This window comes from Marinobacter sp. ELB17 (assembly GCF_000169375.1).
Classification (GTDB): domain Bacteria; phylum Pseudomonadota; class Gammaproteobacteria; order Pseudomonadales; family Oleiphilaceae; genus Marinobacter.
Genome location: NZ_AAXY01000001.1, coordinates 36444 through 52408 on the forward strand (window position 1 = coordinate 36444; position 15965 = coordinate 52408).

Sequence of the window (15965 nt, forward strand, 5' to 3'; positions counted from 1 at the left end):
GGCGGACGCTTGTGGAAGCCCAAACTTGTAATCATGAGGCGGTCAGATTTCCGCAATCGCGGAGGCGCCTATCAAGTTACTGTTAGCTGGATTGATGTGGTTCCTTTTTGGTGGTTCGGTGCCAGTGGCCTTGGCCCAGAGTTGGTAGCAAAACCGGTAATTTTCAGTTACGCCAAGGCCGTCGGAATCCGTGGTCAGTTTGGCGGTTCAATCGGCCAGCAGTGTTGGCATAAAGGTTGGTGCTCGCCGTGCGGGGCCATCCGCGCAAACTTGGGCCTGCGCCTGGTAATCTGGCGTTCAGGTTCATTCGCCGCATCGGCTGCGGTGCTTTTTGACACTGTGCATCGGCGGATTTTGGTGCAAGAGCAGCAGCGGAGTAGGCTATCATTTTGAGTGCCAAGAGCTGGGCCTGTCAGTTATACCCAGCTAACCAATCGCTCAAGTTCGTTCCCGGCCTGAAGGCCGTCCACCGGATGCCCTAGTCGGGCACCGCTTAGCTTGGCGTTAGCTGGATTTATGTGGTGCCTTTTGGGTCGTTCGGCACCAGTGGCCTTGGTTCAGATTTGGTCGCAAACCGGCGAGTTTTGGTGTTTGCCAAGGCCGTCTAAATCGGTGGTCAGTTGGTAGCTCAGTGATTCAGCAGTGGTGAAAGAAAGTTGAGCGTTCCGTTTGTGGGGCTGTCCGGCGCGCGCTTGGTTTTGATCTGCTAGTCTGATGTTCAGATTCATTCACCGTATGGAGTGCGGTGTTTTTAAACGCGGTGCACCGGCAAATTTTGGTGCAAAGCAGCAGTGGCGCAGGCCATCGTATTGGTTGCCAGGGAGTGGCTTCACCGTTACACCCAGCTAACCAGTCGCTTAAGTTCGTTCCCGGCCTGACGGCCGTCCACCGGATGCCCTTGTCAGGGCACCGCTTAGCTTCGCGTTAGATTTGGAGGATCGAATGGAGACAGTGGAAGTTCGCGGCCCCTTTACTTTTTGGGGAGACGATGCAATTTTCAATTGCCCTGAAGCTTGGGTGAATGGTTTCTATATTTGGTGTGTATGCGTCCGCCCCTCGTTCTATCGGGCGTACTATGTGGGCGAGGCCTCGAATGTGGCATCACGGCACAAAACCCACCTGCGGGATTGTTTGAGGGGTAACTATCAAGCTCATTGCCTGGATGGGCTTCGTCATAATCAAAGTATTCTGATGCACCGGCCTGGGGATGGAATGATCCCTCGTTTTGCCCACATTGATCGCGAAGAATTTAACAAAGAATTTGTCGACAACATGTGCCTCTTTTTTGCTGAGATCCCGAAAACTGACGATAAAAAGGCAGACAAAGTGCTCAGGTGCCGTTACGAAGCGGGTGTCGTCCGTCACGTTGAAAATGCGGGATTAAATGTTCTCAATGTCGGGCGGATAAGTAATTGGGCTGGTGAGCCAAGCCAAGTTCGGTTTGAAGCCAATGGTATTGAGATAGAGGCCCTGTCTGGGGAGCTTGTTTCAATCTAACCAATAGTTCCAGTTCGCTCCGGGCCCTGAAGGGCCCTCCGCCGGACAGCCTTGTCGCCGCTTCGCTCTGCCAAGGCTGCCGCTGAACAAAAGCGTTAGCGCTCCAAGACACCGGACGGAACCGGCGGTACAATGAAGATGGGAATACGGAGGTAAAGTATGGTGGCTTCATTCACAGAAATTGAGCGGCAGGCCCGGAATTTGACGGTTGAAGAACGTGCTAGGCTTGCAGAGTCGTTGCTCGAGTCACTTCAGTTGTCACGTTCCGATATAGAATTGGCTTGGGCCCAAGAGATCGAAGATCGCGTAGCCGCATTCGATCGTGGCGATATGCCGACCTACGCAGCAGAGGACGTTTTTGCAGAAGCGTACTACTTGTCGCGGTGAGACGCGTCAGGTTCGTTGCTGCAGCACGACGTGAATTCTTGGCTGAAGTCGTTTATTACAATGAGGAAGAGCCAGGTCTTGGCGCACGTTTTACGACAGCAGTTGAAGAGGCAACAAGTAGAGCTCTTGCGTTTCCGCTCGCTGGTTCGCCCGCGCCCAAGAATACTCGGCGGGTTTTTCTCAAGGACTTCCCATTCTCGGTCGTTTATCAGCCAACCGCCGGTGGCATCATTGTGTTCGCTCTCGCGCACCATTCGCTTCGGCCAGGTTATTGGCGGACGCGTCTGCAAGAGCGCTAACCAGCGCAGGCACGGCGACGCCCTTTACATTGCGCCTTCGGCTCCATTCCAAGGGCGCGCATGCTGCGAGCGTTAGCCACAAAAATTTAGGAGATCGAAGTGACGTCACAGGAATTGGAATATGTAGGCTTTTGGCCGCGTGTCGGAGCTTCTTTGATCGATACGGTTTTGCTGGGGATCATAATATGGCCGATCTTGACCGTTTTCTACGGCGAGTCGTATTGGCTCAGTGGCAGTTTTGTTCAAGGTCCCATGGATTTCTTGCTGTCTTGGATATTTCCGGCTGTTGCCGTGATTCTATTTTGGGTAGTAAAAAAAGCCACCCCGGGGAAGATGGCCATCTCGGCAAAGATTGTTGATGCAAAAACTGGCAATGCTGCAAGCTCTGGCCAGCTGATCGGGCGCTACCTGGCGTACTATTTGTCGTTGATACCGGCTTGTCTCGGATTCATTTGGGTTGCATTCGATGATCGCAAGCAAGGCTGGCACGATAAGCTTTCGGGCACAGTTGTTGTGCGGAAAAGGAACCGTGAGCCTAAACCAGTTACATTTAAAGGCTAACAAATCGCTTCAGCGGACGTGCTGAAGCACGCCACTGAGCTTCGCGTTAGAAGGGCAGAAAGCATCATGCCAACCACCGAACATCAACGAATCCTTGAGGCAGCCGCTAACCAGACGCTGCCAGATGAAATCGACGAATCTAGCGATTATTCGGTATCAGTTGTGAAGGAGTTGGTCGAATCCGGATTTTTAGATGCGTCAGATGTTTGCTCGGATGATGGCGATGCTTACCTTGAGCCTCGTATTACTCTGCCCGGTCGCGAATATTTGGAGTCATTCAAAGTCAAGAATGATTCCGGCGTGGATAAAATCACCTCTTTTGGGAGATTCGCAAAGCCTGTTCTCGCTTGGGTTTTTGGTATTGTGGGCGCCGTGATTGGTGGTCTCATTTTATATTACTTGGTAGGTGGTTAATCATGCCTTCTAACCAGTCGCTGTAGTACGCGGCCGATGGCCGCCGGACGCCCTTTTCATTGCGGCTTCGCCTCCATTGCAAGGTCGCCGCTAAGCTTCGCGTTAGCATCTCAGGCCCGACGGTTGTCGTTCACATCGTCCGCAAGCCAAGCCTTGATCAACGATTGATAGGGCATGTCACGCTTGTTAGCCTCGATTTTAATCCGATCAAGCAGAGTTTCGGGCAAGCGGAGTGAGATAGTCTTGGTTGAGAGCTTCAACTTTGGGAAAGAAGCCGGTTTTGCCTGACTCCAATCCACGTAGTCCGAGGAGTCGTGAGTCTCCCAGAACTCTCGCTCTTTTGCTTCTGTTTTGAACTCAGGAGTCTTTTTTAACTTGCTCATAAACAGCCCTCTCTTTGCGGTGCATGTCGCGAGCGGAAATTACTCGAATCAGGGTATCGTTATGCCTTAGCGTGAAGGTAATGTGCAGCAGTCTCGCATCATCTGTTTCACCAAGGGCATGTAAACGGGCTTCGGTCTGGCTATGCTTGGAGTCTTCCAGCACCAGGAGTGGCTCATTAAAGAAAATGGCTTCCGCCTCAGACTGGCCGACGCTGTGCTTCTCCGAATTTTTTCGGGAGTTGCCTTCGTTCCAGTCAAAGCCAGCAATTTGTGCCCAATTCATCATGAATGTATATTATCAACATATACGCAGACGTCAACAAGTGCTAACCAATGCAGGCACGGCGACGCCCTTTTCATTGCGCCTTCGGCTCCATTCCTAGGGCGCGCATGCTGCTAGCGTTAGGGCTGGTCGTAGTGCCCTCCAATGGCGAAAACATAAATGGATTTGTCGTCGAATCGGTATATGAGCCTGTCTTTCTGTGAGATGCGCCGTGACCACAAGCCTGATAAGTTGTGTTTAAGCGGTTCAGGTTTGCCGATGCCAGTTGATGGGTCGTCAGAGCGGAGCATTTCTTTCAGCAATTTGCAGAGAGCTTTGTGCAGCTTCTTGTCTTTCTCTCGCATCTTTTCATAGGCTTCCCAGGTGCTGCCCTCAAATACCAGTGATCTCATTCATCTGCTCATCATTAGGTGTATATCCTTGGCCACGGCTGTGAGTATCGAAGGAGGCCGCAATCTGCTGCATCAGGTCTTGGTTCTGAAGAACATGCAGGGTTTCTTGTTCTCTTTCCCAGTCTTCGGCACTCATAATCACGAAAGCCTCTCCGGCGCGGCGTGTCACCTTGAGGGGTTCGTGCCTGCTAATAACCTGTTCTACAAGGCTTTTCAGGTTTTCTCTGAATTTATTTACACTGATGATATTCATAATTCCACCATTACGTACGGTAACTCCGTACAATTATATCGCAATAGCCCTAACAAGGCCAGTCACGGCGACGTCTGCTGCATTGCGGCTTCGCCTCCATTCCGCAGCCGCGCATGCTGGCAGCGTTATATTTGCAAATTAGCCACCGCTGCATTTGGGTGTAAATTATTAGAATCATAGTTGCTACTAGAGCAATAAATTCATAGGGAGATAGTTTAGTGAGTGATGAAGAAAAAATATTTTTCTATCAAGGCGGAGATGCTATTGGTGGTAAAGATGGCTTAAAAAGCATCAAACAAAAAATTTCTGAATTATCTAATATTAAAAATGTTAGTTTTTTGCTTGGTGCTGGCGCAAGTTCTGATGCCATTCCAAGCATGAAAGCCATGCAGGAAGAAATAGCGAAAAGTATTAATGAAGGTGCTGATGATGAAATAAAAAAGCTCTATCAAAATATAGATAGTGATAACTTGGAGAAGAAGCTAACCATACTCCATGCTAGGAAAAATTACCTACAAGGAATCACCAACGCGGATACAACAGAAACATCAAATACTGAAAAATTAATTAAGTCTATCGAAGACTCAATGTATTCAAAAATCAATATTAGCCTTTCAAGCGTTGATGCTGAAAAAAGTTTGGGATTGTATAAACAGCTCTATCAAAAAACAGCACTAAGGAATAAAGATCTGTCTCGGATCAATGTCTTTACAACAAACAATGACCTTTTTAACGAAAAGGCGCTGGATACACTTAATATTAATTACAACAATGGGTTTGGTGGAGGTCTTGAACGTGTTTTTAATCCTGCAAGGTTTAATTTCACATTCTCAAAAAAGATAGATGCAAATTTAGAAAAATTTGAACCATTAGAAAATATGGTCTATTTATATAAATTGCATGGCTCTATTAGCTGGGTCGAAAAAGAAGGTAACTCATTATTCAATATTCATGAAGTTCCAGTTACAGGAGGCAAAGATAAAGGTGCTGGAAGTCATGTGATGATTTATCCAACACCTTTGAAACAAGCTCAGAGTCTTGGGACGCCCTACGCTGATTTAATCAGAGAATTTCAAACAAAATTATCACAATCTAACTCAGTAATATTTATTATTGGTTACAGCTTCAGTGATGAACACCTTAATAATATTATCTATCAATCTTTGGCATCAAACTCATCAATATCTGTTGTGATTTTTGGCGAATATAGTGATTGTCCATTGGCTAAAGTTAAGGACAGTCGAATTTATCGTATATATGGTACAGATAAAGAAGACAAGAAAATCCACTACTTTGAATATATTGTCGAAGAATTGCTGCCAAACGTGGATGAAAATATAGATACCACTTTACTAGATTCCTTTGTGTCTTCAATTAATGCATTGAAGGGTGGCAGTGTTTTATGAAAATTGGCAAGATAACTAGCATCAATTACAGTCAACTAAAAGTTAAAATATCCTCAGAAATTAGAGGCAGTTCAGCAAACTTACACGGCAATGTTTATTATTTTGGTAACATTGGAAGTTACCTTAAAGTCAGTAATGCAATCGAAGAAATTATTATTTGTGAAGTTATATCAATTTTTGACTCTGATATTCACCAAGAAAAACTGTCGTTTGATATAGAAAGTAATCGCGAACTTTTGCTTAAACCAATTGGTACAATCAATAAAGACGATGAATTTGCGCTTGGCGTTGGTGTATTCCCTAGCCTGTATAGCGATGTTAGCATCGTGACTTTTCAGGATATGAAGCTTATCTTAAGAACCAATTCCCCAGAGCAAGCAAATGAGAACAAAGTTCATCAATCATTTTCTTTAGGTGTTAGTAAAAACCTAATTAACTACCCAATTGATGTGAGTATAGATAGCTTTTTTAACATGCACTCAGCAGTATTAGGAAATTCTGGGAGTGGTAAATCCAATACCATTGCTCATATTATTCAAGAGATCCATAAAAAAGAAAACCACTCGGCTACAGGCTCAAGAGTACTCATTTTTGATGTTAATGGCGAATATAAGCAAGCGTTCACAAATTATAATAATCAGAAAATTTTAATTAAGTATTACAAACCTAACATAGATACAATAATTGACGGTTACAGCCCGTTTTATCTACCGCATTTCTTATTATCCCTAGATGAATGGAGTGCATTTCTCTTAGCAACAGATGCTACGCAACGTCCATTTTGGGATAAAGTATTACAGGAAAGTTATCGGTTTTACAAAATTGGAAATTCAAGTACAGAAGAACAGACCAAATTCGTTAATTATCTCAGATACAGAATCTGTAATCTAATATTTAGCACATTACGACAGGCTGATAGTGATACCGCAAGAATTACAACTGCGGCTAGCATACTTGGAAGTATAACCAGTATTATTAATAGCAATGCTGATATTAAGGCTGCCTCTATTGAACTTTTGGCTGATATTGGAGCACTGCAATCAGCATGTACTATTGCCTATGGTGAAAACAAAGATAAACTGGAGACAGCAACTAATACTGCATTTAGTAAAGTAGATCATGCGCAAGCTCAAGAGGTGATAAATTCAAAAATAAAAAATGGTGAATTTTTTGACCATAAATTTTTGAAGATTGCAGCCGAGTTAATCCTTTTGGAAGAAGACGCGCGTGGTAATAGGCAAATTAGAGGTTACACCGCAACAATGCTCACAAGGCTGGAATATTTTTTGGATAATCCTGATTGTGAGTTCATGCGAGAAGCCAATGGTATAGATTCTGTTAAAAAATATATTGCAGAACTTTGGGGTAATAATGAAAACAAATCTCAGCTGGTCATTATTGATACTAGTGAATTAAGTCCTGATATCCTTGAAACATTGACTAGCGTTACTTCTCGATTACTTTTTGATGAACGAAAAAAACTAATTGGTAATGCTAGAAGGAAAAACCCCATTCATTTGATTTTAGATGAGGCACATCGTTATATTAAAAAGCACTATGACTATCTGCTAAAGGAAAACATCTTTGAAAAAATAGCTCGTGAAGGGAGAAAGTATTCATTCTATTTGTTTGTTTCTTCTCAAAGACCTTCTGAGCTATCTGAAACAGTACTTTCTCAATGTGCTAACTTTGTCATTCACAGAATTCAAAACGAGAAGGATATGCAGTATATTAAAGCTATACTGCCTTATTTTTCTGATGATTTTACTAATAAAATAAAACAGTCAATTCCTGGAGAAGCTCTAGTCTTCGGTAATTGCGTTTCGATGCCACTCCATTTAAAAATTCATGAATCAAGTCCAAGCCCAAATAGTGACAATTGTAAAATCCCAGAAGAATGGTTTCAGGAGAAATAGCTCAGTGACCGAGAAATGCAAATATAACAATCACATGCACTCGGACAGTAAAAAGTGCCGCTCGTCCCTCGCACTGCTTTTTACTGCCGGTGATGTGAGGCGTTAGCTGGATTTATGTGGTGCCTTTTGGGTCGTTCGGCACCAGTGGCCTTGGTTCAGATTTGGTCGCAAACCGGCGAGTTTTGGTGTTTGCCAAGGCCGTCTAAATCGGTGGTCAGTTGGTAGCTCAGTGATTCAGCAGTGGTGAAAGAAAGTTGAGCGTTCCGTTTGTGGGGCTGTCCGGCGCGCGCTTGGTTTTGATCTGCTAGTCTGATGTTCAGATTCATTCACCGTATGGAGTGCGGTGTTTTTAAACGCGGTGCACCGGCAAATTTTGGTGCAAAGCAGCAGTGGCGCAGGCCATCGTATTGGTTGCCAGGGAGTGGCTTCACCGTTACACCCAGCTAACCAGTCGCTTAAGTTCGTTCCCGGCCTGACGGCCGTCCACCGGATGCCCTTGTCAGGGCACCGCTTAGCTTCGCGTTAGGCGGCTTAAAAGAAAATCCGTACAGAATTCATGAACAGTGTCAGGAACGTTTCATATCACAATATTGAGCAGTATTTTCTGATGGCTGCATAACGTTAAGCGGTAATGAATTCGCCGCTTTTATGGGTATGGCGGTTGGGCTCGTTTCTGGATTCTCATCATTCATTGCGCTGCTGCTCGTTGCCTGAAAGCGCGCCTTAACGCGCGTGTAGGCTATCGCCCAAACGCCGCCCAGGCTGGCGCTCGGGCATTGTGCAAAAGTGTCATCTCTGAATATCCGTTTGGGTTTGTTGGTTTGTGGCGCTCGGCTCAACTCCATGTACCAACGCAAGTTTGGTCGAGCCAAGCCCAAGTCACAGCCGTTGTAGTCACTTTCAGCGTCAGCTTTAAGCCCTGCCTAACCAAGGGTTCAAGTCGTTCGCTGCGCTCACTGGGACTGGCTAAAGCCAGCCCCTTAACCTAAGCGTTAGCTGGATTGAAGTGGTTCCTTTTGGGTGGCTCGGTGCCAGTGGCCTTGGCCCAAAGTTGGTGGCAAAACCGGCGAGTTTCGGTGATTGCCAAGGCCGTCGAAATCGGTGGCCAGTTGGTAGCTCAGCGGTTCAAAGGTGGTGACGGGAAGTTGGGCGTTCCGTTTGTAGGGCCGTCCGTCGTGATCACGGTTTTGATCTGCTAATCTGGCGTTCTGGTTCGTTCACCGCATCGGTTGCGGAGTTTTTAAGCATCGTGCCTCGGCAGATTTTGGTGAAAGGGCAGCGGCGGAGTAGGCTATTATTTTGAGTGCCAAGAGCTGGGCCTGTCAGTTATACCCAGCTAACAAATCGCAGCAGTACGCGGCCTACGGCCGCCGGACGTCACTGACGTGCCGCCGCTGTGCTCAGCGTTAGCTGGATTGATGTGGTTCCTTTTTGGTGGCTCGGTATCAGTGGCCTTGGTTCAGGTTTGGCAGCAAACCGGCGAGTTTCGGTGTTTGCCAAGGCCGTCGAAATCGGTGGTCAGTTGGCAGCACAGCGGTTAAAAAGTGGCGACAGAAAATTGGGCGTTCTGTTTGTGGGGCTGTCCGGCGTAAGCAAGTTGTTGGTCTGCTAATCTGGCGTTCTGGTTCATTCGCCGCATCGGTTGCAGTGTTTTTGACACTGCGCATCTGGGGATCTTGGCATAAGGGCAACAGCGGAATAGGCTATCATTTTGAGTGCCAGGATCTGGGCTGTCAGTTACACCCAGCTAACAAATCGCAGCAGTACGCGGCTTACGGCCGCCGGACGTCACCGACGTGCCGCCGCTGTGCTCAGCGTTAGCTGGATTGATGTGGTGCCTTTTTGGTGGCTTGGTGCCAGTGGCCTTGGCTCAGGTTCGTAGCAAAACCGGTAACTTTCAGCTACGCCAAGGCCGTCTAAGTCGGTGATCAGTTTGGCAGCTCAATCGTTCACCGGCATTGCCATAAAATTTGGTGCTCGCCGTGTGGGGCCGTCCACGCAAACTTAGGTCTGCGCCTGGTAATCTGGCGTTCAGGTTCGTTCGCCGCATCGGCTGCGGTGTTTTAGGACACTGTGCATCGGCGGATTTTGGTGGAAGGGCAGCGGCGGAGTAGGCTATCACTTTGAGTGCCAGGGGCTGGGCTGTCAGTTACACCCAGCTAACAAATCGCAGCAGTACGCGGCCTACGGCCGCCGGACGTCACTGACGTGCCGCCGCTGTGCTCAGCGTTATGTGAGGAGTATGGATGAGTCCTACAGTATTCAGAGAGAAGGGATATCGCTTCTTTTTCTTTTCGCGAGAAGAATCTCGCATGCATGTTCATGTAGTCTCAGGTGATGGCGAGGCTAAATTCTGGCTTGAACCAGATCTTGAGCTTGCCAAAAATTACGGGTACAACCGGCAGCAATTAAAAGAAATCGAATCATTGGTGGAGGATCACCGCGATGAGCTTGTCAGCGCTTGGAAACAGCACTTCAGCAGTTGAGGTGACAAATATCTCTGCACATGGTGTGTGGCTTCTTGCGCACGACCGTGAGTTTTTCATGTCGTACAAAAATTTTCCTTGGTTCAAGGAACAGCGAGTCAGTGCAATTGTGAATGTCGAGGAGCAGTCTCCTGGGCACTTCTATTGGCCTGAGCTTGATGTAGACCTGACGGCGGAAATTATTGAGCATCCTGAGAGGTTTCCAAACGTCGCTCACAGCACATAACCAGTGCAGGCACGGCGACGCCCTTTACATTGCGCCTTCGGCTCCATTCCAAGGGCGCGCATGCTGCAAGCGTTAGCATGAATATTTAAATCAATCAGGAGGAAAAATGAAAATTATTTTTACGCTTATAATTGCATTGTTTATGACTGGATGCGCAACAAATAAAGGCCTAGTGTCGTTTGATAAAGTCGACGAAAATGACCTTAGGTTGCACCAGGTTGACAAAGATCCAGTAGAGATTGCAATTCTCAGGGACGGGCCAACTAGGGAAACCGTTCTTCCCGTATTAATTTCTTGGTTTAATGAAAACAACTACAAGGTATCTATCATTGAAGCAATGAGTGATTCCGAGACCGAGGATAATGTATTTAAATATCGCGCTTGGTGGAGCTGGGATATGGCTCTATATATGAGAGAAGCGGAAATGAGTCTTGTATCAGACGGGAAAACTTTAGGCTCTTTACAGTTTGACGCTCTAAAATATGGTGCATTCGGAAAATTTGGAAATGGAGAGCAACGGTTGAGAATTTTGCTGGATGCATTATTTGGGAAGATCACGAAAGAAGAAGCAAATAAGGTGCTGGGTAATGTCTAGCAACGAATGCGAGAGTTCCGTTTATGCTAACAAGTCACGCAAGGCGGACGCGTAAACGCGCCGCTTCGTTTAGCGTTATCACTCAAGGAGAAAAATCAATGAAGCAGTCGGGAAGCTGTCTCTGCGGGGGCATCCAATACGAAATCAATGGTGGTATCACCGACGTTCTCAACTGTCATTGCTCGATGTGCCGCAAGCTTCATGCTTCGGCTTTCAGAACTCGAGCTAAGGTGCGGGTTTCGGATTGGCAAACCGTCAAAGGTCAGGATCTGATCAAATTCTATGAGTCTTCGCCGGGTGAACACAAAGCGTTCTGCTCAACATGCGGTTCAAGTATCTACACAAAGTTCGACGCTAATCCTGAGATTTATGCTTTTCCATTCGGCACTCTCGATACTGATCCGGGAGTCCGTGCAGAACGTCATGTTTTCGTGAAAAACAAAGCGCCTTGGTTCACGATCACTGACGATTTGCCGCAATATGCTGAGAATCCCTGAAACAGTGATAACCAGTCGTTTCAGTTCGTTCCGGCCCTGCGGGCCTCCACCGGACAGCCTTGACTCCGCTTCGCTACGCCAAGGCTGCCGCTGAACTCAGCGTTAGCTGGATTGATGTGGTTCCTTTTTGGTGGTTCGGTGCCAGTGGCCTTGGCCCAGAGTTGGTAGCAAAACCGGTAATTTTCAGTTACGCCAAGGCCGTCGGAATCCGTGGTCAGTTTGGCGGTTCAATCGGCCAGCAGTGTTGGCATAAAGGTTGGTGCTCGCCGTGCGGGGCCATCCGCGCAAACTTGGGCCTGCGCCTGGTAATCTGGCGTTCAGGTTCATTCGCCGCATCGGCTGCGGTGCTTTTTGACACTGTGCATCGGCGGATTTTGGTGCAAGAGCAGCAGCGGAGTAGGCTATCATTTTGAGTGCCAAGAGCTGGGCCTGTCAGTTATACCCAGCTAACCAATCGCTCAAGTTCGTTCCCGGCCTGAAGGCCGTCCACCGGATGCCCTAGTCGGGCACCGCTTAGCTTGGCGTTATGCAGGGAAGTTAAATGATCAGATTTACTCAGGCAATTGAAAGATCTTTAAATGAAAAGAACTGGTATTCAGCTTTAGCGCTAGCACTAGCTCTGCCAGATATCTGTGCAAATGTGTGTTCTCCTAATGATGGCAGTCAACGCAGATACGTAAAATGGTATAACCAATATATGTTGACCAAGTACACCAGCCACGTTGGGCCAGATCGAGAAGAACATATATTCCTTCGAGGCGAAGATTGCTATGCCTTGCGTTGTGCACTATTGCATGAGGGTTCACATGACATATCAAAGCAACGTGCTCAACAGGTTATAGAAAATTTCAATTTTGTTGTTCCTCCCGAAGGATCGACTGTGCACAATAATCAACATGGCAATGCTCTTCAACTACAAGTAGATGTGTTTTGCAGAGATGTATGCACTTCGGTTAATCAGTGGCTCGCAGATAACTCATTCTCCAATGGCGAGTTCGATACATTTTTAACAATTACTGATATAAATGGCGATCCGATTGCATAACAAGTGCATCTTGCCGGACTTGGGTAAACTGTCACCTTTTTCGCGCTGCGCAGCAAAAAAGTCGCCAGTTCACCCAAGCCGCAAATCCAGGCGTTGAGGCTGTAGAAAAAGGTCAAAGGCTTTTTTCGGCCTTGAATCGATCAATAATTAAGCTAAAAATAGCGCCTATTCTTAAAATCTGGAGCACTTATCGTTGAAAGCAGACCTAGATTTTACGTAGGAACGTTATCACAAAAGGGCTCGGGGGTTTTCCTACAGCCTCGTTATGAGAAACACATACAACGGAGATGAAAAATAAATGTTCGATTACACCCTAGCTCATTGGAGCACATTTTTTATAGCTGCGATTCTTTTAAATCTTTCGCCGGGGCCGGATATTGCTTACATCCTTGCGCAAACGGCAAGAAATGGTCAACGCTCAGGGTTTGCCGCAATGTTCGGAATTTGGAGCGGCGCGTTTTTGCATGTTTTGCTAGCAGCGGTCGGGTTATCGGCAATCTTAGCTACTTCGGCTACCGCTTTTACATTCGTCAAATGGGTAGGCGCGATATATCTTATTTGGTTAGGGATTCAAGCATTTCGTTCCAATGGAGCATCTTATTCCTCCGACAGAGAAACAACACAATCATCGAATCTAAAAATCTTTCGGCAGGGCGTTCTTGTGTCTGCACTGAATCCGAAAGTTGCCATTTTCTTTTTGGCCTTTTTACCACAATTTATCGTCGTTGGTGCGGGTCCTACAAGTGCTCAGTTGTTTTTACATGGCACACTTATCATAGTGGTCGCGGCATTTATCGAGCCCCCATTGGTTATTCTTGGGTCAAAATTAACAAGATACCTCAGCGAAAATCCCAAGGTAGCGTCTTGGATGGATCGAGGCTTAGGCACGTTGTTTGTAGGTCTTGGAACCCGATTAGCCTTGAGTGACCGAACGTGAGGCAAATGTTTCGCATAACAAAGCAATGTTACTGAAAGTCAACTGCTTGACCAAAACCCGCCAATCAGTTGCCTTCAGCAAATTGCGGCGTTATGTTTTAAGGAGGCAGTTTGAGTAAAGTCGTTGGACGCTGGCGCATTAAGTGGATGGAAATGTGGGATCAGGACTTTGTTGATCTTGTCGAGCCCGGATACTTCCAGTTCGATGAAGATGGCCTTGGCTTTTTTGTATTCGGAGCAGTCGAGGGCCAAATTGACTACCGCATTCCTGATGATGGAGGACGAGTCGAGTTTTCTTGGTCTGGAAATGATGATAGTCGCGAGAAATCCGGCCGTGGTTGGTTTCAGTTTCTATCTTCACGCTCAGCGAAAGGAGAATTCTTCATTCATTGTGGAGACGAGTCGGCTGTGGAAATCGAACATCAAACATAACCAGACGCGGCACTCGGATGCCTTTGTCTCCGCTTCGCTGCGTCAAAGCCACCGGTGCGCTTCGCGTTAGCTGGATTGATGTGGTTCCTTTTTGGTGGCTCGGTATCAGTGGCCTTGGTTCAGGTTTGGCAGCAAACCGGCGAGTTTCGGTGTTTGCCAAGGCCGTCGAAATCGGTGGTCAGTTGGCAGCACAGCGGTTAAAAAGTGGCGACAGAAAATTGGGCGTTCTGTTTGTGGGGCTGTCCGGCGTAAGCAAGTTGTTGGTCTGCTAATCTGGCGTTCTGGTTCATTCGCCGCATCGGTTGCAGTGTTTTTGACACTGCGCATCTGGGGATCTTGGCATAAGGGCAACAGCGGAATAGGCTATCATTTTGAGTGCCAGGATCTGGGCTGTCAGTTACACCCAGCTAACAAATCGCAGCAGTACGCGGCTTACGGCCGCCGGACGTCACCGACGTGCCGCCGCTGTGCTCAGCGTTACAAATTGCCATGAAGCCGGAGAAAAAGTAGTATCTTATCGGCAAAATCGAGTCTGGATGACTCGCCATATTGAAAAAGGAGGTTCAGATGAACTCAGAAGAAAGAGAATACATTGCGGTAGTTATTAATTATTTCTGGGGTGATGGGCTAGCGGCCTCGCACTCTGTAAATGATGAGGCTGCCAAGGTAGTTTACTTCGCGCTTCAAGAAGCACAGTCCTGCTCAGCTTCAATGGACATGGTGCCTTCGCCCGCAACTGGCAAGCCCGGCCTAAAATATATTGCTAAGCAATTGGCTAAAATCGGAAAAAATATAGCTGTCGGTGATACATCTGTGTATGAGTCCTGTCGTGCAAGAGTCGCATCCTTGTATAAGTCAAAAGTAAAACTTGCATTAATAGGGATATGAAATGAAGGTTTATTTCATTTTATTGGTATTTTTGATTTCAGGATGCGCCAGCAGCCAGTCCATCCACTTTAGATATGAGGGGGAATCATATTATCTTCCCAGTGGAGTTGAAGAGATTGGAGCTACAGGTGACAGGGAAAATTTTCTGGTTTTTAAATATAGTCGGGAAAAAGGAAAAAAGTATTTAGCTTTTTCCAACTCTGAATCTATCGAGAAGGGTGATTGTAATTATTCAGAATTTTTTAGTTCTGTAATACAAAAGGACGACACCCGTAACTCTTGTGATAAGGATAAGCTGGAAGCTTTCAGGGATGCATTCACTTCTGGCTTAGGTACAGGACATTGGAGAATCAATGGCCTAGATCATTACTATTTCATTACCGAGCGTACCGGAACTTTTGTATTCAGAGTGCTTTCCAGTGACGAAATCATAAAAGTTGATAGTGACTTCTTGAGCCCAGAAGAGTTGCACTCAATTTTTGAGTCCGGGGATAGTTAATTTGTAACAAGGCCAGTCACGGCGACGTCTACTGCATTGCGGCTTCGCCTCCATTCCGCAGCCGCGCATGCTGGCTGGCGTTAGCACCTTAAAAGGAATCGAGCATGGCTATAAAAATGACAGATTGCCACTTTGAAGGAAATGGCATTGGTATAAAAGCACCGACATCCGCTGAGATAGAAATGTCAGGTACTACTTTTAAAGATAATGGTAAAGCAATGGATATTTTTGTATCCGCTGCGGATTTAAAGTCTCTCGGTCTTCCTGGAGATACTCCACAGGAATATATAAAAGAAGTACTACAAATTTTGAGTGATGGGAAAGAGCAACCAAAAGAAAAACAACTACAATCTATTTCAGATAGTAAATTATTTAAATGGCTTGGTCATGGCGCATCAATAGCATCAATCGGATCCGCACTAATAGCTTTCTTACAAACACTGTAGTGCTAACAAGCAGCTTCAATCTGACTCCGCAAACTGTCACGCTTTTTGTTCCAAAAAGCCCGCCAGCTTGCTACGCAGTTGAGCTGGGCGTTAGCTGGATTTATGTGGTGCCTTTTGGGTCGTT

At 46.6% G+C, this 15965-nt stretch carries 23 protein-coding genes; 19 read left to right on the forward strand and 4 right to left on the reverse strand.

Going from position 1 to position 15965, the window contains the following annotated elements; genetic code table 11:
• The first annotated feature begins 942 nt into the window (after window positions 1–942).
• The 4 genes from MELB17_RS25260 to MELB17_RS00200 all read left to right on the forward strand — a co-directional run bounded on the left by MELB17_RS25260 (window position 943) and on the right by MELB17_RS00200 (window position 3158).
• A complete protein-coding gene (locus tag MELB17_RS25260) occupies window positions 943–1497 on the forward strand; it encodes a hypothetical protein (protein WP_227498747.1) in 555 nt (184 codons plus the stop codon).
• 159 nt (window positions 1498–1656) lie between these two features.
• Window positions 1657–1884, forward strand: a complete 228-nt coding sequence (locus tag MELB17_RS00190; RefSeq protein ID WP_007348074.1) for an addiction module protein — start codon at window positions 1657–1659, stop codon at window positions 1882–1884.
• A gap of 398 nt (window positions 1885–2282) precedes the next feature.
• Window positions 2283–2744 carry an RDD family protein gene (locus tag MELB17_RS00195; RefSeq protein ID WP_007348075.1) on the forward strand — a complete coding sequence of 154 codons (462 nt, stop codon included), beginning with the start codon at window positions 2283–2285 and terminating at the stop codon, window positions 2742–2744.
• Window positions 2745–2810: 66 nt separating this feature from the next.
• The gene (locus MELB17_RS00200) at window positions 2811–3158 is read left to right on the forward strand and encodes a hypothetical protein (RefSeq protein ID WP_007348076.1); all 348 of its coding nucleotides are present in this window, start codon (window positions 2811–2813) and stop codon (window positions 3156–3158) included.
• Window positions 3159–3268: 110 nt separating this feature from the next.
• Here MELB17_RS00200 and MELB17_RS00205 read toward each other — a convergent pair whose 3' ends face one another.
• The 4 genes from MELB17_RS00205 to MELB17_RS00220 all read right to left on the reverse strand — a co-directional run bounded on the left by MELB17_RS00205 (window position 3269) and on the right by MELB17_RS00220 (window position 4469).
• Complete coding sequence (locus MELB17_RS00205; RefSeq protein ID WP_007348077.1) at window positions 3269–3541, reverse strand: BrnA antitoxin family protein; 273 nt, start codon at window positions 3539–3541, stop codon at window positions 3269–3271.
• A complete protein-coding gene (locus MELB17_RS00210) occupies window positions 3516–3827 on the reverse strand; it encodes a BrnT family toxin (protein ID WP_007348078.1) in 312 nt (103 codons plus the stop codon). The genes MELB17_RS00205 and MELB17_RS00210 overlap by 26 nt, the downstream gene beginning before the upstream one ends.
• 116 nt (window positions 3828–3943) lie before the next feature.
• Entirely contained in the window at window positions 3944–4216 is a 273-nt protein-coding gene (locus tag MELB17_RS00215; protein ID WP_007348079.1) for a Txe/YoeB family addiction module toxin, read from the reverse strand.
• Complete coding sequence (locus MELB17_RS00220) at window positions 4197–4469, reverse strand: type II toxin-antitoxin system Phd/YefM family antitoxin (protein WP_007348080.1); 273 nt, start codon at window positions 4467–4469, stop codon at window positions 4197–4199. Before MELB17_RS00220 ends, MELB17_RS00215 begins: the two co-directional genes overlap by 20 nt.
• A 218-nt stretch (window positions 4470–4687) precedes the next feature.
• Here MELB17_RS00220 and MELB17_RS00225 point away from each other — a divergent pair, with 218 nt between their 5' ends.
• The 15 genes from MELB17_RS00225 to MELB17_RS00290 all read left to right on the forward strand — a co-directional run bounded on the left by MELB17_RS00225 (window position 4688) and on the right by MELB17_RS00290 (window position 15841).
• Window positions 4688–5875 (forward strand): SIR2 family protein, encoded by a 1188-nt coding sequence (locus MELB17_RS00225; RefSeq protein ID WP_007348081.1) that lies wholly within the window; start codon window positions 4688–4690, stop codon window positions 5873–5875.
• Complete coding sequence (locus MELB17_RS00230; RefSeq protein WP_007348082.1) at window positions 5872–7791, forward strand: ATP-binding protein; 1920 nt, start codon at window positions 5872–5874, stop codon at window positions 7789–7791. The genes MELB17_RS00225 and MELB17_RS00230 overlap by 4 nt, the downstream gene beginning before the upstream one ends.
• Before the next feature lie 1396 nt (window positions 7792–9187).
• A complete protein-coding gene (locus MELB17_RS25265) occupies window positions 9188–9403 on the forward strand; it encodes a hypothetical protein (RefSeq protein ID WP_007348084.1) in 216 nt (71 codons plus the stop codon).
• A gap of 634 nt (window positions 9404–10037) precedes the next feature.
• A complete protein-coding gene (locus tag MELB17_RS23480) occupies window positions 10038–10277 on the forward strand; it encodes a DUF4160 domain-containing protein (RefSeq protein WP_081622871.1) in 240 nt (79 codons plus the stop codon).
• Window positions 10237–10503, forward strand: a complete 267-nt coding sequence (locus MELB17_RS00245) for a DUF2442 domain-containing protein (RefSeq protein WP_036183041.1) — start codon at window positions 10237–10239, stop codon at window positions 10501–10503. Before MELB17_RS23480 ends, MELB17_RS00245 begins: the two co-directional genes overlap by 41 nt.
• Before the next feature lie 106 nt (window positions 10504–10609).
• Complete coding sequence (locus tag MELB17_RS00250) at window positions 10610–11098, forward strand: Sbal_3080 family lipoprotein (protein ID WP_007348087.1); 489 nt, start codon at window positions 10610–10612, stop codon at window positions 11096–11098.
• A gap of 98 nt (window positions 11099–11196) precedes the next feature.
• Window positions 11197–11595 carry a GFA family protein gene (locus tag MELB17_RS00255; RefSeq protein WP_007348088.1) on the forward strand — a complete coding sequence of 133 codons (399 nt, stop codon included), beginning with the start codon at window positions 11197–11199 and terminating at the stop codon, window positions 11593–11595.
• 59 nt (window positions 11596–11654) lie between these two features.
• Window positions 11655–12008 (forward strand): hypothetical protein, encoded by a 354-nt coding sequence (locus MELB17_RS00260; RefSeq protein WP_007348089.1) that lies wholly within the window; start codon window positions 11655–11657, stop codon window positions 12006–12008.
• A 128-nt stretch (window positions 12009–12136) separates the two neighbouring features.
• Window positions 12137–12640, forward strand: a complete 504-nt coding sequence (locus MELB17_RS23485; RefSeq protein WP_157133222.1) for a hypothetical protein — start codon at window positions 12137–12139, stop codon at window positions 12638–12640.
• A gap of 298 nt (window positions 12641–12938) precedes the next feature.
• Window positions 12939–13577, forward strand: coding sequence for a LysE family translocator (locus MELB17_RS00265; protein WP_007348091.1), 639 nt, complete (start codon window positions 12939–12941; stop codon window positions 13575–13577).
• Window positions 13578–13687: 110 nt separating this feature from the next.
• The gene (locus tag MELB17_RS00270; protein ID WP_036183046.1) at window positions 13688–14008 is read left to right on the forward strand and encodes a hypothetical protein; all 321 of its coding nucleotides are present in this window, start codon (window positions 13688–13690) and stop codon (window positions 14006–14008) included.
• 17 nt (window positions 14009–14025) lie between these two features.
• Window positions 14026–14280 (forward strand): hypothetical protein, encoded by a 255-nt coding sequence (locus tag MELB17_RS00275; protein WP_007348093.1) that lies wholly within the window; start codon window positions 14026–14028, stop codon window positions 14278–14280.
• A 295-nt stretch (window positions 14281–14575) separates the two neighbouring features.
• Window positions 14576–14896, forward strand: coding sequence for a hypothetical protein (locus MELB17_RS00280; protein ID WP_007348094.1), 321 nt, complete (start codon window positions 14576–14578; stop codon window positions 14894–14896).
• 1 nt (window position 14897) lies between these two features.
• On the forward strand, window positions 14898–15395 hold the full coding sequence (locus tag MELB17_RS00285) for a hypothetical protein (RefSeq protein WP_007348095.1): 498 nt from the start codon (window positions 14898–14900) through the stop codon (window positions 15393–15395).
• Window positions 15396–15499: 104 nt separating this feature from the next.
• Complete coding sequence (locus MELB17_RS00290) at window positions 15500–15841, forward strand: hypothetical protein (protein WP_007348096.1); 342 nt, start codon at window positions 15500–15502, stop codon at window positions 15839–15841.
• Window positions 15842–15965: the final 124 nt, after the last annotated feature.

Excerpts from the sequence above, each read along its gene's own strand:
- MELB17_RS00200 (WP_007348076.1), top strand. The coding sequence starts at position 2,811 with ATGCCAACCACCGAACATCAACGAATCCTTGAGGCAGCCGCTAACCAG.
- MELB17_RS00210 (WP_007348078.1), bottom strand. The coding sequence starts at position 3,827 with ATGATGAATTGGGCACAAATTGCTGGCTTTGACTGGAACGAAGGCAAC.
- MELB17_RS00250 (WP_007348087.1), top strand. The coding sequence starts at position 10,610 with ATGAAAATTATTTTTACGCTTATAATTGCATTGTTTATGACTGGATGC.
- MELB17_RS00280 (WP_007348094.1), top strand. The coding sequence starts at position 14,576 with ATGAACTCAGAAGAAAGAGAATACATTGCGGTAGTTATTAATTATTTC.
- MELB17_RS25260 (WP_227498747.1), top strand. The coding sequence starts at position 943 with ATGGAGACAGTGGAAGTTCGCGGCCCCTTTACTTTTTGGGGAGACGAT.
- MELB17_RS00190 (WP_007348074.1), top strand. The coding sequence starts at position 1,657 with ATGGTGGCTTCATTCACAGAAATTGAGCGGCAGGCCCGGAATTTGACG.
- MELB17_RS00205 (WP_007348077.1), bottom strand. The coding sequence starts at position 3,541 with ATGAGCAAGTTAAAAAAGACTCCTGAGTTCAAAACAGAAGCAAAAGAG.
- MELB17_RS00245 (WP_036183041.1), top strand. The coding sequence starts at position 10,237 with ATGAGCTTGTCAGCGCTTGGAAACAGCACTTCAGCAGTTGAGGTGACA.
- MELB17_RS00275 (WP_007348093.1), top strand. The coding sequence starts at position 14,026 with ATGCCTTTGTCTCCGCTTCGCTGCGTCAAAGCCACCGGTGCGCTTCGC.
- MELB17_RS00255 (WP_007348088.1), top strand. The coding sequence starts at position 11,197 with ATGAAGCAGTCGGGAAGCTGTCTCTGCGGGGGCATCCAATACGAAATC.
- MELB17_RS23480 (WP_081622871.1), top strand. The coding sequence starts at position 10,038 with ATGAGTCCTACAGTATTCAGAGAGAAGGGATATCGCTTCTTTTTCTTT.
- MELB17_RS23485 (WP_157133222.1), top strand. The coding sequence starts at position 12,137 with ATGATCAGATTTACTCAGGCAATTGAAAGATCTTTAAATGAAAAGAAC.
- MELB17_RS00230 (WP_007348082.1), top strand. The coding sequence starts at position 5,872 with ATGAAAATTGGCAAGATAACTAGCATCAATTACAGTCAACTAAAAGTT.
- MELB17_RS00290 (WP_007348096.1), top strand. The coding sequence starts at position 15,500 with ATGGCTATAAAAATGACAGATTGCCACTTTGAAGGAAATGGCATTGGT.
- MELB17_RS00220 (WP_007348080.1), bottom strand. The coding sequence starts at position 4,469 with ATGAATATCATCAGTGTAAATAAATTCAGAGAAAACCTGAAAAGCCTT.
- MELB17_RS00285 (WP_007348095.1), top strand. The coding sequence starts at position 14,898 with ATGAAGGTTTATTTCATTTTATTGGTATTTTTGATTTCAGGATGCGCC.
- MELB17_RS00265 (WP_007348091.1), top strand. The coding sequence starts at position 12,939 with ATGTTCGATTACACCCTAGCTCATTGGAGCACATTTTTTATAGCTGCG.
- MELB17_RS00215 (WP_007348079.1), bottom strand. The coding sequence starts at position 4,216 with ATGAGATCACTGGTATTTGAGGGCAGCACCTGGGAAGCCTATGAAAAG.